The sequence below is a fragment of the Desulfurococcus mucosus DSM 2162 genome (genome assembly GCF_000186365.1).
Taxonomy (GTDB): Archaea; Thermoproteota; Thermoprotei_A; order Sulfolobales; family Desulfurococcaceae; genus Desulfurococcus; species Desulfurococcus mucosus.
On record NC_014961.1, the window covers coordinates 981,606 to 994,129 of the forward strand.

Genomic DNA, 12,524 nt, shown 5'->3' on the forward strand with positions numbered 1-12,524 from the left:
GAGGAAAATGGATGTCGAGAACAGGACCTTGGTTTTCACTCTTGGATTCGACATCAAGTACCAGGTTAAGACAATTATTGAACTAGGGAGAAACATAAACAGATTCATCTCGATAGTCAACAGTGATAAGAGTGAAAAAGTGTTGAAGGCACTTGAAGAGATAGACAAGTTCGTGAGAGACTATTTAGAGGCCGAAGTTGAAACATGGGAGATAGACTTCTCAAACGTTGACAAAGCCTTCCTAGAGCTATGCAAGAGGTTTTCAAGCCTGAGGAACGGGGAAGTGATTATAGATGTAAGTGGGGGTATGAGGATAATGGGTATCCTCACCCTCTTTGCTGCAATAGTAACCCTAGAGCCCAAGGACATTAGGATCTACCTATGGACAGAGGATGGAAAAACCAGGGCAGACATATCATTCGTCAGTTATATACCGTTGAGACCCGCTCTCTCCGAGTTATCCAGGAAAGCACTGAGGGTTATCGCGGATAGAGGAGAAATAAGCCTAACTGAGCTTTCCCAAAGCATGGATAAGCCGAAGCCCTCCGTCTACAGGGCTGTAAGAGAACTCTTGAAGCTTGGCTTAATCAACGAATACAAGAGGGGAAGGGCTAGCGTCTACAGGCTTACCCCTAAAGGGAGTGTTATGGCGTATATGGATGACTCAGAGGGAGACTAGTGGAATGAGAAGAATTATCGAAGACCTCATCATCAGATTCTTCAACAAGTATTCCGTCGTGAGGTTAACGTACTCTCTGAAGACAAAGGAAACACTGCAGCTCCCATACTTCAGCTCATACCTAGTGAAAAACCTTATCGAAACCATGGATGTATACAGACCACTAATTGAGGCACAGGACTCGCACATGCAAGGCAGGGTTATCTTCAGAGCTATTAAAACCAGTAAAGGAACCCCGCTCTACCCTGTGCACAGTAGAAACGAGGGGTGCACACCCTACATTAAGCCCAATAAATCCTACAGCACAGAGATAATCGTTATCTCCGAGAACCTAGGTTTCATGGATGAAATAGTTGCGAATCCATATACCAGCTTCAAGACGCCTCACGGCGAGGTGGAATTCGAATTACTCGGTATGCATATACATGCTCAGCCACCCACATACACTTCCAATGTAGATAGTGGAAAAGTGCTCAGGGTGGATGTTCAAACACCTTTACTCCTATCTTCCGAGTTAACGATGCCACTCAGGATACGCAGAGTACTACATGGCACTCTTCGTCATTTTAGGCTCAGCGTATCTCCCGGTCTTCTCGCAGCCTCCATATTAGGGGAGATAGCCGAATACGTTGGGGTTACTGGCGAGGAAACATGGAGGATTCAATACCTTACATCAAGGTACTTTGATGCCTTAATAGAAGAGGTGTATTTGAAGCTCATGGCGGAGACAGTCACTATTGAGAAGAACAGTGCAGGCGACTACAAGGTTGCCAGAGGTGTTAAGGGTCAACTAGCTTACAAGCCAGTAAAGGAAACATGTGGCGAAGCATTCGTGAAGCTTCTCTGGCTCGCTACACTTATAGGCGTAGGTGATGGAAGGGAGGTGGGTTTCGGCGAGATAAGCCTCACAGTAGAGGACACGGAAAAGGCAGGGTCAAGCCCGTTGGAAACCAGGAATGCGGGTCTCAGCGCAGAGAAGTCTGAACGACAAGCGTGTTGAGGTGTGCTGGTTGAAGGATGTTGATCCCTCTGTTAATGTTGCTAGGGTTCTGGTTTTCCGTGTGAGGTTTTTGGAGCAGGCTGAGCTGCCTGTGTGGAAGGGTAATATTATAAGGGGGGCGATTGGCAGTGTGTTGCCGAAGGTGTGCGGCTTCAAGAGGCTTAACTGTGGTAAATGCCTTATATGGTATATGTGTCCCTTCGGCTACCTGTATAGGGCTAGGTCGAAGGGGATTGTGCTTAGGAAGCTGAGGGGTGTGTCTAAACCATTCGTCCTTAAGCCACCGTTGACTGATGCACGCTCTTTTTCACCCGGCGACATGTTGGAGTTCTCGGCTGTGCTCGCCGGCGACGCGGTGAGGTTTGAGAAGGATTTACTGGTCTCAGTGCTGGAGCTGGGTGGGAGGGGGCTTGGAGTAAAGTCTGCCAGAGGGAGGTTTGAGGTGGTTGAGGTGGCTGCCAGGAACCCTGTTACGGGCTTTGAATCCATAGTGTACAGGGGCGGCAGTTTCTTCGACTCCAGGGCAGTGGTGACGGTGGGAGACCTTGTGAAGAGGGCTTCAGAGATATCCTCGGGCAAAAGCCTCCAAGCCTCCTTCCTCACCCCGTACAGGGTTGTCGAGGGAGGTGTTGCAGGCCCCTTAACCAGTTTTGAATCTCTGGTTAAGTCAGCGTTAAGGAGGTTCTCAGTCATCATGCCGCAATACATGTACGTCAACCCTGTGCGAGACGTGGGGAAGCTGCTCGAGGAGGCTAGGAAGGTGGGGCTTGCGGGAGCCGACTTACACAGGGTGCCAATAGTGTACAGGGGTAAGAGAGAAGACTACTACGTCGGCACCTACGAGTTCAAAGGCGAGATCGGGATGGATGTAGCATTACTCCTAGCGTTCTCAGAGCTATTCCACATAGGTAAGAGGGCGAGCTACGGGCACGGCTGGCCGGTCTTCCTCCCCGGGTAGCCGTGCATCACGGTTGATGCATGCATATACGGTATATACAGTGGTTACGGCTCTATACTGTACGGCGGGCACATGAATATTTATATACCCGGGGTCTCCTCAGTTAGGTATCGCTGACATTAGGTTAGGTGAATCTAATGCTCGGGGGAATCCCGGTAGACGCGTTACCTGCTTTAACGGTTTACGTGTTGATAGGAGGGGCTTTCACCTCAATCCTCCTCAAAGCCCTCGGCGTCAGGCCCTCTGCCACAGCCCTCTACGGTGGTTTAATCCTTGCTTTCACAGCAGCCTCATCCATAGTAGTCTACATGGAGGCCCAGGGGAGGATACTCCTCTACACTCTCGGCGGGTTCACACCCCTCGTCGGGATAGCCTACGAGGTCGACTTATTCTCAGCCTCCCTAGGGCTCCTCGTAGCAGTCCTCGGGCTCCTCATGTACCCCCTGCTCCACGCATCCTCTAACAGTATAGGGGAGTACACGGTTGCACTATACCTCGGCCTGGTCGCAGGGCTCCTCGGCGTAGTCTACACGGGCGACGTCTTCAACTCGTTCGTGATGCTTGAAGTACTCACAATATCGATGCTCGGCCTACTCGCATCACCCGGCAGCATAGACGCCTACAGGGCGACGCTTAGATACGGGCTCCTAGCATTTGTAACAGGACTCGTATACTTCTTCGCCGCAGCCCTCCTCTACTTCGCTGTCGGCGCATTAAACATGGGGTATATAGCCGCCTGGAATATTTTCCCAGGCGTCGTCACGGGTAAAGCCCTCTACGCCTCCATACCACTCAGCGAGACCCTGCTCTTCATACTCCTCTTAATGACGTGGAGCCTCATAGCCGAAGAGGCCCTGGCACCCCTCCACTTCTGGCTCCCCGACGCCTATAGTGCTGCACCACCAGCGGTCGCCGGGCTGCTCGCCGGCGTCGGAGAGGCAGTCGGCTACTACCTGTTGTTAAGACTCTACTACACGGTTTACTCCACGATACCCTGGCCCGTTGCACTAATGCTCAGGGTTGTAGGTGCAGCAACGATCATCGTGGGCGGCCTCGGCATGGTTTACTCAAAGAGGCTGCTTAAAACAGTCTCCTACAGCGTCATCCTCGACACGGGTTACATAGCTATAGCGGCCTCCCTCGGCCCAGCAGGGGTTCCAGCAGTCTTATCATACATAGTGGCCCACGCAGTGGTGAAGCCATTGCTCTTCACGGTGAGCGGGTGGGCGGCGCATGCAAGGGGGAGTGACTCGCTTGAAGACTTGAAAGGGGTTTTCAGGGGAAGCACTATCATGCAGCTGGGCTTCACCACGGGTGCACTCGCCGTCATAGGGGTGCCCCCCACAGTACTCTTCGCAGCCAAGCTGAGCCTCTACACGGGTCTACTCAACGGTATTACATCGGATCCAACACTAATACTATCCCTGGCAGCAGCCCTGTTGGGCAGCGGGCTCGCGTTAGCGGGCTTCATAAAAGCAGTGTCGATAACGGTGCTCTCACATGACGGTGAGGCGGGCTCACCGGGCACGATTATTAAAGGCTACACACTCCTCTTCACACTACTAGTCCTAGGCTTAGGGGTAGCGTACGGCCCCCTGGTGAACAGCTTCATAGAGCCGGCTTCATCCACGCTCCTATACGGTAGATTCAACTACGCATTGAACGCGCTCTACTCGATCCTTAAAGGTGGTTAGAGATGGTGTTGGAGAAGGCGGCTAAGTGGAGTTTCTCCAGGAGCCTCTGGATGATACACTACTGCTCAGCATGCGGTGCAGTAGAGTTCCCTCCACTCGTAATGTCCCCGCTGGACTGGGAGAGATACGGCTACATGCCCACGCCGTCACCGAGGCAGAGCGACCTCTACATAGGGATGGGTTACCTGACGAAGAAGACTGTTAAACTCTTCCTCAACATGTACAGGCAGATGCCGGAGCCCAGGCTAGTGCTAGCTGGATGCAACTGCACGTCGACAGGCGGCCTCTACTGGGATAGCTACGCCACGTACAAGAGGCTCGACGACTTCGTTGAAGTAGAGGGCTGGGTCCCTGGATGCATGCCCATGCCCGACGACTACACTGCGATGATAGAGCATGTGAGGAGGGATATAGCGGGCCGCGGCTTCGAGAAATATGTTTCAAGGATAAAGCCCGATGCATTCAAGAAGATAGCTGAGCTAGAAGAACTCGAGAAGCAGTGGAGGCTCCAATACGAGGAGAAGATGCGGGCAGAGGCATCTAAGCCGCTTAACTACGACTTCAAGGAGACTTATCCAGCGTGCTACGAGGAGGACAGGGAGCTCAAGATATGTAGAACCACGGTGTCACCCGCGAGGCTCAGAGAGGTTCTAGTGGAGTTGAAGAACAAGGGCTACATACTCCTCGTAAACATAGACACCGTTGACTACCCTGAGAAAGGAGTCATAGAAGTATACTACATAGTTGAAAACCCCTCAGACGCCTCACAGACATGGGTTAAAACATACGTGGGGAGAGCCGCGCCTGAAATAGACTCAGTGAGCGACATCTACCCGATCGCCAAGTACATTGAGAGAGAGGTCTACGAGTTCATGGGCATAGTCTTCAGGAACCACCCGGAGCTGAAGAAATGGATCCTCGAGGGCAACTGGGAGGGCCCGCCTCCGCTCCGTAAAGACGTGGATACAGCTGGCTTCGTCGTGAAAACCATGTATGGAGGGTACAGGTATGGCAGGTAGAGGAAGGCTCACAGAGATATATTTCGGCCCACAGCACCCGGGTGCACCTGGCAACATAGGGTTCAAGCTACTCCTAGATGGAGAAAGAGTAGTGAAGGCTGAAGCCATCCCAGGCTTCCTCCACCGTGGCTTCGAGAAGATGATGGAGAACAGGACATGGGAGATGAACGTAGTACTCAGCTACAGGTTCTGCGTCGAGGACCCAGACCCCCTTGAAATAGCGTACTCCATGGCCCTTGAGAAAATCCACAGGGTCGACATACCTGAGAACGCCAAGTACCTTAGAATGATACAGGCAGAGTTCTCAAGGATAGCCTCCCACCTGTTCTGGAGCCACTTCATTGGTGGAAGCGTTGGACTAAGGACACCAGCATACTGGGCTGTTGCAGCCCGTGAGGAGATCCTCAAGTGGTTCGCCAGGCTCTCAGGTCACAGAGTATACCACAACATAAGTGTGCCAGGCGGCGTCAGATACCCGTTACCCGACTCCTTCGTCGAGGACACGCTTAGAGTAGCCGACTTCGTCGAGGAGCGGGTGAGAGACGTCGAGGCCGCCCTCCTGGGGAACAAGGTGTTCAAGGACAGGACGAAGGGGCTTGGAAAACTGACGGCGAGGGAGGCCCTTGAACTAGGTGCAACAGGCCCGGTTCTAAGAGCCACAGGGCTCCCCTACGACCTCCGGAGGGCTAACCCGTACCTGAACTACGGGAAGGTGGGCTTCGACATACCGACGGGCTCCGCCGGCGACTCATATGATAGAAGCATGGTGAGGTTCCGCGAGATCTACGAGAGCCTCAGGATAATACGTGAGAGCGTTAAAAGGATCGATCCCGAAGCCCCTCTGAGAGTGAAGCTCCCCCTCACAGCACCACCCGGTGAAGGGGTTGCCAGGGTTGAAACAGCTAGGGGCGAATACATGATTCACATTGTGAGCACCGGTGGCAGGAAGCCCTATAGGGTTAGGTTGAGAAGCATGTCGATGCCGCTGCTAACCACGGTCATAGAGTACATTGTGAGCCGTGAAGAGGTCACAATAGCGGATTTCCCAGTGCTCCTCGCCTCCATGGACCCCTGCACCCCGGATCTAGACAGGTGATGAGGAGTGGTCGCGGCATCAATCTATAAATCCCTAAGGTACCTCTTAAAGAGACCCTACACTAGGCAGGTTCCAAGGGTGGACACCCCGTTCAAGACCCCTGTTACAAGGGGTGGACACGTGCTCGACATGGCTAAGTGCACTGGGTGCTCGATGTGCCAGCAGGTGTGCCCAGCGAACTCCATAGACATGGTGGTTGTTGAAGGCGAATACCCGCAGAACCCGCGTAAAAGATTCCCCAGGATAGACTTGAACAAGTGCACCTTCTGCGGCCTATGCGTGGAGTACTGCCCGTTCAACGCGCTCTCCATGACCACTGCAACAGGCTACGAGCTCTTCACAACGGATAAGTCGACGCTGCTGAAGCAGCCCATGGATCTGAAGCCGCTTGCCAAGGTGACTATTACAAGAAGTCATTTCGCAGCCCCATACGTGAAGCCATATCTGCCTAGGAGTGGAGGCGGGGAGGTGGCCTAGGGTGGTTGACTACGGGCTCCTCGAGTCAGCGATACCGTTTATCACGGGCCTCTTCACAGCCGCCATGATACTGTACTCGCTGAGAGTACTATCCTCGAAGACCCTGCCGGACGCGGTGCTGGCGGTGGATGCTTTAAGCGTAGACCTAGTCGTGCTTTTAGTCCTCATAGCCCTCTACTATAAATCCCCAATGCTCCTCATAGGTGTAGTACCCTTGGCAGCATGGATCCTCCTGCTCGACGTGATCATTGCGAGATACATGTATAAGCATAGGGAGAGGGGTGGTGGGAGATGATGGATACAATAATATTCTACCTCGGCCTCACGTTAACGATCACCGGCGGCGTACTCGATATCATAGCTTCAATAGGCTTCTTCAGGCTGAAAGACTTCTACATGAGGCTCCATGCAGCTACAATAGGCAGCATTGGTGGAGGCTTCTACCCCTTGATAGGGCTGGCGTTGATAGTGCTCTCCCTCGACGTCGACATATATTTTAAAGCATATTTCTCAGGAGTCTGCCTAATAGCTGCTGCACTCATAGCCCTTGGAACCCCGGCCGGCTCCCATATCCTTGCCAGGGCAGCCTATCACAGCGGGGAGCCGGAGCCCATCACCGGGGTAGACAAGCTCAGGGAGGATAAGGGTGATGGGAGATGATACTGATCGCAGCCATAAGTGCAACACTAGCACTGCTTGCAACAATAGCTGTTTTCAGGGAGAGGGATGTCGCCAAGGCAATAGTGTACTCGGGAATAGAGTCGGCTTTCTACGCGATACTCCTCTCATACCTCCTGGCTCCAGACCTACTCATAGCGTACATAGCCATAGGGCTCGGCGTGAACAGCCTCCTACTCATATACGTGTTGAGCAAGGGTGATAGATATGAGGAGTAGGAGCATGCACCTCTATCTCTCAATACTGGTCTCACTCACCCTAGCAGTATTAATAGCACTACTACTAGAGTACACGGGGCTAGCCAGCTTCAAAGCACAGGAGCTCACCGGGCTCGCACAGATATACCTGGCGCACGTAGCCTACCCTGGCTCCCCGTGGACATCGATGAGCACTGAGGTGGTAACCAGCGTCATATGGGATCAAAGAGGCTTCGACACATACTTCGAGACAAGCGTGCTTTTCCTAGCCATAGCGGCCTCACTACTCGTACTGGAGAAAACCGGCTCAGCCACAAGGCTCAGCGACGCCGGCGGCGAGGTCACAGTGATAGTTAGAACAGTGGTTAAACCAGTAGTATTGATAGTGGCCGTGGTCAGCGTGTCGGTCGCACTCCACGGGCACCTCACGCCTGGAGGCGGATTCCAGGGTGGAAGCATATTCGTCATCGCACCCCTACTAGTCCTCCTAGCCCTAGGCATCAGCCCACTGTATAAAGCAGGGTTCACACCGCGGAAACTCCTAGGGGTGAGAGCCCTGGCAGTCACCCTGATATTCGTGCTCGGAGTAATCCCACTAGCCTACAGTATTGTAAGCGGTGGAAAGGCATACCTCTTCCAGAACCTCGCTAAGCCGTACTCGCAGTTCTCGTTCCCAGCCCTCGTGGAGACACCCATGGGACCCCTGCTGTTATCGGGCACGCTTTTCTGGCTCAACTTCTTCGAGTTCCTCGCCGTCTCCTCAGGGTTCACTCTCGCATTAATCTACTTGACAAGGGAGTTCGAGGGAGGTGACGCCGAGTGAGCCTCGACGCATACATCTGGTACTACATAATGGTGACAGTAGTGTTCACCATAGCATACTCGCTCTACGGTGTTGCAACCAGGCCCCATATAGTCAAGAAGCTAGTGTTCATAACCATACTGTCAGACGCCGTCTACGTGCTCCTAGTCTTCATGGGGTACAGGCTCACGGCTTCAACACCCCCGGTCTACCCCGGTGGAACACTGCTAAACCCGCAGCTACCGTGGAACCCTAGTGAGGTAGTATCCTTCATAGCGAGGAGCGTTGACCCAGTGCCACAGGTACTCATAGTGACAGCCATAGTGATAGGCCTAGCCCAGTTGATATTCCTCTCCGCGATAGCGTTGAGGATAGTTAAGGCAACCGGGACATTCAACGTAAACCGCCTGGAGGTGGCTGAGGATGAATAAGGCTTCACTCGCAGTGGCCATACTTCTCTCCGCGGTCACATACCTCGTGTACACAGGGGTATTCGACATCCTTGAAGCCATGATAGCTGTTACGGCAGGCACCCTGGTGGCATACGTCTTCAAGCTGGAGCTAGTCAGCGATGCAGGCAAGCTTACACCGAGAAGAATGCTGCTAGGCCTCTACTACTTGTTCAAGTACTTCACAGTCATAGAGGCTAAGGCGCATTGGGGCGTGGTGAAGGTGATACTTTCCCCAAGCCCCCTTCCAACGCCAGCCATAGTCAGGGTCCCATTCAGGGTTTCAAGCGACTACGGTGTCACATTCGTAGCCAACAGTATAACCAACACGCCTGGAACAATAGTGGTCGACCTGGATCAGGAGAGAAAAGTATACTATGTGCACTGGCTGACCCCTACGGATGTAAGCGATGAAGGCGCTTACCGTGAAGTCTCAGCTGAGTTCGAGAAATACTTGAAGGAGGTCTTCGGGTAAGAGGTGGGTTAAATGGATGCATACGTGTTCACAATACTACTACTCTCCCAGACTGTTTTAGCCGGGCTCACAGTCTACCTCGTATTCTACGTACTGTTCCAGAGACTAGTGGCAGATAAGATACCTGCTCAACGCGACGAGGTCTCAGAGCTCCCGGTCATGGGTGGATTCATCGTTGAGAAGCCTGAATCACCGTCCATTACAAGGGTTGCAGTCGACATATTGAGGAGGGCTTGGAGGAGCAGCGTGGTCCTTGAAAGAGGCGTTGCATCATACCTCAGCGACTGGTACTTCATAAGTGTAGTCTTCCTGATAGCGTTAATCCTAATACTGCTTGCAGCGGGGTGGTAGCAGTGGTGAACCCACTTACACTGGTATTCCAGTCACTCATATATCCTGGCCTCTTCTTCATGATAGTATTAATCATTCTGACACAGTGGCTCGCCAGAAAGGTGACTGCGAGGATACAGTTCAGGAGGGGGCCGGTGTACGCTGGCGTGGCCGGGGTCCTCCAGCCGCTGGCCGATCTCCTGAAACTAGTGGTGAAGAAGGATCTCGTCAACAAGTATAGTCTCAAGGCAAGCCCCCTGATAGTGATATCCCTTGCAATAGGTGCACTAGTAGTGATACCCTCAGCCACACCCCTAGCCATTCAACCGCTTCACGCCGAATACGATGCGATCGTAGTCCTCTACCTACTCCTACTAATACCCTTCGGGCTAGCATACCTGGCTGCAGCGCATCCAAACCCGTATACGGCTATAGGTGTTGGACGCTACATAGCACTACTCTTATCCAGTGAGCCAGCGTACGCGTTGACAATACTGGTCCCCGTTATACTGGCATCCAGGCACTATGGTGCAGGCTACTCGCTCTACTATACTTCACTGGTCTCACACATGCTCTGGGCGATTAGCCCGTTGAAAACAGTCTCCATGGCACTGGCCACGGCGGCAGGCTTCCTCGGCTTGATGAGCATGCTGATGGTTAAGCCGTTTGACACGCCTGAGGCCGAGTCAGAGCTGTACTGGGGCATGTTCACGGAGCTCGGGGGGCCTAGGCTGGCACTAGGCTTCTTCGCGAAGTTCGCTGAGAGAATAGTTTACCCCTTAATATACACACTGCTATTCCTCGGGGGAGCATGGCCCTTCACCGTTGGAGACTGGCTGCCAGCATCCATAATCATACTGGCTAAAACAATCGCCGTGTTCACGGTGCTCACAGTGATAGATGCAGCGCTGCCGAGGTATAAGCCTGAGCAAGCCGTCAGATTCCTGTGGAAGTACCTCTACCCTGCATCCATAATTTCGCTTACACTAGCCCTTATATGACGCCACGGCGCCTAAGGCGGGTTCCTGAAAAACCATGAGAGATCCGCCGGCCGCCTCCTCCTAACTCCTCCATCAATCAATCCATGAGCTATCAGGGGTAACGCTATGGTTGCATCGACATAGACCACTTTCTTCTTGGCTCTCGGCGACACCTTACCCCAGCTCACAGCTTCCTCCAGTGTAGCCCCGCTCAACCCTCCCCACTGGGGTGCATCCGTGGTGAACTGGACCACGTACTCGAGGCTCTTATAGTAGTCGTGCCTCCCCTCCTCATACTCCCCTATCAGTGTCTGAGCAACGGTCACCAGGTTCACGTAGTCCTTGGGGACGCCTCCACCGATATATATCGCAGAGAGCTTCCCAGCCCTCCTACCTATCTCGACAAGCTGGTGGAAATCCCTCACCATGTCAAGTACCACTCTGTGCCCCCTCCTATACGCTAAAACAGCTGCCATACCGTACCCGCTGTCAACGAGAGCCGGGGAGAAGACCGGGACCCCTGCCCTATATGCTGCTGCAACAATGCTGTCGACACCCCTCTCATTCAGATACCTGCCGAACTCGTGGAGGAACTCAGCCGTACTATATGGTCTCCCAGCAGGCAGCGACTCAATGAACTCCTGTATAAGCCTCTCCATCTTCCTATAGTCCTCTTCACTGGCCACGGTGTCGTAGAACCTGTCATACTTGTACTTGAGGAGCTCCTCATCATTGACGCATGGATGAGTCTTATAGTACTTGAAGCCCATGGCCTCATATATGTCCTCACTTATTATCGCACCCGTTGAAACCACGACGTCCACATACCTCTCCTCAATAAGCCACTTGATTATCCTCCACATGCCTGCAGTACTCATTGAGCCAGCCAACCCGAGGAACACGAGGTTATCCTCATCGCTGAACATATCTATGAGAACCCGGTAAGCCTCCCCTAGACTCCTCCCCTGGAACGCTGTATCCCCCATCTCGAGGAGGAGCTCGTGCAGCCCTCTGCGCTTAACATCCATGCTCCTGACTTCACCCATTATGAAGCCGGGTTCACCCATGCTTCAACCCCGAGATAATACAACTCCGCCATGAAATAAAAACACTTAGCTAGGAGCACGCAGGGGAGTGCCGCCGCCGGGACTTGAACCCGGGGCAACCGGATCTCCCCTGGGCAGACCTCGGTACGGACCCGTGGACCCCGTATGAGTCCGGCGCTCTGACCAGGCTGAGCTACGGCGGCACCAATCCATATTATTCATTACTGGGAGGCTTATAAGCTTGTAGACACAGCGCCCCCAGCTCCACGTGCATCAACCTAGACGTGGAAACACTTATAATCCTCTCCAACCACTTAAGAGATAACGGTCGCAAGGGCCCGTCGCCTAGCCAGGATAGGGCGCCGGCCTCCTAAGCCGGAGGCCCGGGGTTCGAATCCCCGCGGGCCCGTAGCCCTCCATAATCCCAGTCCTCCACGCCGATGCCCACCCAGGGCTCCAGGAGGATGAAATGCGTGGTCAACGTGTTCGATGCAACTGCATGGTGGAGAGCCGGGGGCGGGATTCGAACCCGCGGATAAACGGGTCTCCGTGAACCCCTTTGCAGTGGGTGTGCCCTGCAGCCCGCCGCCTTAGACCGCTCGGCCACCCCGGCTTCACTAATTAGATAGTGCTTTACTCCTTAT

16 protein-coding genes and 3 tRNA genes are annotated in these 12,524 nt (G+C 53.4%); 16 read left to right on the top strand and 3 right to left on the bottom strand.

Annotation, left to right across the window (positions count from 1 at the left end):
• Nucleotides 1–7 precede the first annotated feature (7 nt).
• The 15 genes from csa3 (at nucleotide 8) to DESMU_RS05115 (ending at nucleotide 10,855) form a co-directional block, all read left to right on the top strand.
• Nucleotides 8–679, top strand: coding sequence for a CRISPR-associated CARF protein Csa3 (gene csa3 / locus DESMU_RS05045; RefSeq protein WP_013562523.1), 672 nt, complete (start codon nucleotides 8–10; stop codon nucleotides 677–679).
• Nucleotides 660–1,679, top strand: a complete 1,020-nt coding sequence (cas6, locus tag DESMU_RS05050) for a CRISPR system precrRNA processing endoribonuclease RAMP protein Cas6 (protein WP_083799346.1) — start codon at nucleotides 660–662, stop codon at nucleotides 1,677–1,679. Before csa3 ends, cas6 (DESMU_RS05050) begins: the two co-directional genes overlap by 20 nt.
• Nucleotides 1,680–1,821: 142 nt before the next feature.
• On the top strand, nucleotides 1,822–2,637 hold the full coding sequence (gene cas6, locus DESMU_RS05055; RefSeq protein ID WP_245526519.1) for a CRISPR system precrRNA processing endoribonuclease RAMP protein Cas6: 816 nt from the start codon (nucleotides 1,822–1,824) through the stop codon (nucleotides 2,635–2,637).
• Nucleotides 2,638–2,774: 137 nt separating this feature from the next.
• On the top strand, nucleotides 2,775–4,331 hold the full coding sequence (locus DESMU_RS05060) for a proton-conducting transporter transmembrane domain-containing protein (protein WP_013562526.1): 1,557 nt from the start codon (nucleotides 2,775–2,777) through the stop codon (nucleotides 4,329–4,331).
• Nucleotides 4,332–4,333: 2 nt separating this feature from the next.
• A complete protein-coding gene (gene nuoB / locus DESMU_RS05065; RefSeq protein ID WP_013562527.1) occupies nucleotides 4,334–5,350 on the top strand; it encodes an NADH-quinone oxidoreductase subunit NuoB in 1,017 nt (338 codons plus the stop codon).
• Nucleotides 5,340–6,446, top strand: coding sequence for an NADH-quinone oxidoreductase subunit D (locus DESMU_RS05070; protein WP_013562528.1), 1,107 nt, complete (start codon nucleotides 5,340–5,342; stop codon nucleotides 6,444–6,446). Before nuoB ends, DESMU_RS05070 begins: the two co-directional genes overlap by 11 nt.
• A gap of 6 nt (nucleotides 6,447–6,452) precedes the next feature.
• Nucleotides 6,453–6,923 carry an NADH-quinone oxidoreductase subunit I gene (locus tag DESMU_RS05075; RefSeq protein WP_013562529.1) on the top strand — a complete coding sequence of 157 codons (471 nt, stop codon included), beginning with the start codon at nucleotides 6,453–6,455 and terminating at the stop codon, nucleotides 6,921–6,923.
• Between the two features lies 1 nt (nucleotide 6,924).
• Nucleotides 6,925–7,218, top strand: a complete 294-nt coding sequence (locus DESMU_RS05080; RefSeq protein WP_013562530.1) for a monovalent cation/H+ antiporter complex subunit F — start codon at nucleotides 6,925–6,927, stop codon at nucleotides 7,216–7,218.
• A complete protein-coding gene (gene mnhG / locus DESMU_RS05085; protein ID WP_013562531.1) occupies nucleotides 7,215–7,583 on the top strand; it encodes a monovalent cation/H(+) antiporter subunit G in 369 nt (122 codons plus the stop codon). The genes DESMU_RS05080 and mnhG overlap by 4 nt, the downstream gene beginning before the upstream one ends.
• Complete coding sequence (locus DESMU_RS05090) at nucleotides 7,580–7,819, top strand: Na(+)/H(+) antiporter subunit B (RefSeq protein ID WP_013562532.1); 240 nt, start codon at nucleotides 7,580–7,582, stop codon at nucleotides 7,817–7,819. Before mnhG ends, DESMU_RS05090 begins: the two co-directional genes overlap by 4 nt.
• Nucleotides 7,809–8,621 (top strand): MnhB domain-containing protein, encoded by an 813-nt coding sequence (locus DESMU_RS05095; RefSeq protein WP_013562533.1) that lies wholly within the window; start codon nucleotides 7,809–7,811, stop codon nucleotides 8,619–8,621. Before DESMU_RS05090 ends, DESMU_RS05095 begins: the two co-directional genes overlap by 11 nt.
• Nucleotides 8,618–9,031: a Na+/H+ antiporter subunit C gene (locus DESMU_RS05100; RefSeq protein WP_013562534.1), complete on the top strand. Its 414-nt coding sequence runs from the start codon at nucleotides 8,618–8,620 to the stop codon at nucleotides 9,029–9,031. The genes DESMU_RS05095 and DESMU_RS05100 overlap by 4 nt, the downstream gene beginning before the upstream one ends.
• Entirely contained in the window at nucleotides 9,024–9,524 is a 501-nt protein-coding gene (locus DESMU_RS05105) for a Na+/H+ antiporter subunit E (protein WP_013562535.1), read from the top strand. The genes DESMU_RS05100 and DESMU_RS05105 overlap by 8 nt, the downstream gene beginning before the upstream one ends.
• Nucleotides 9,525–9,536: 12 nt before the next feature.
• Entirely contained in the window at nucleotides 9,537–9,875 is a 339-nt protein-coding gene (locus tag DESMU_RS05110; protein WP_013562536.1) for a hypothetical protein, read from the top strand.
• Between the two features lie 2 nt (nucleotides 9,876–9,877).
• A complete protein-coding gene (locus tag DESMU_RS05115; protein ID WP_013562537.1) occupies nucleotides 9,878–10,855 on the top strand; it encodes a complex I subunit 1/NuoH family protein in 978 nt (325 codons plus the stop codon).
• Between the two features lie 11 nt (nucleotides 10,856–10,866).
• Here the strand turns inward: DESMU_RS05115 and DESMU_RS05120 are convergent, their stop codons facing one another.
• The gene (locus DESMU_RS05120; protein WP_013562538.1) at nucleotides 10,867–11,901 is read right to left on the bottom strand and encodes a deoxyhypusine synthase; all 1,035 of its coding nucleotides are present in this window, start codon (nucleotides 11,899–11,901) and stop codon (nucleotides 10,867–10,869) included.
• A gap of 68 nt (nucleotides 11,902–11,969) precedes the next feature.
• Nucleotides 11,970–12,083 (bottom strand) — tRNA-Met (locus DESMU_RS05125).
• A 131-nt stretch (nucleotides 12,084–12,214) separates the two neighbouring features.
• Here DESMU_RS05125 and DESMU_RS05130 point away from each other — a divergent pair.
• Nucleotides 12,215–12,289: transfer RNA gene (locus DESMU_RS05130), tRNA-Arg, on the top strand.
• Nucleotides 12,290–12,388: 99 nt separating this feature from the next.
• Here the strand turns inward: DESMU_RS05130 and DESMU_RS05135 are convergent.
• Nucleotides 12,389–12,493, bottom strand: a tRNA-Cys gene (locus DESMU_RS05135).
• Between the last annotated feature and the right edge of the window lie 31 nt (nucleotides 12,494–12,524).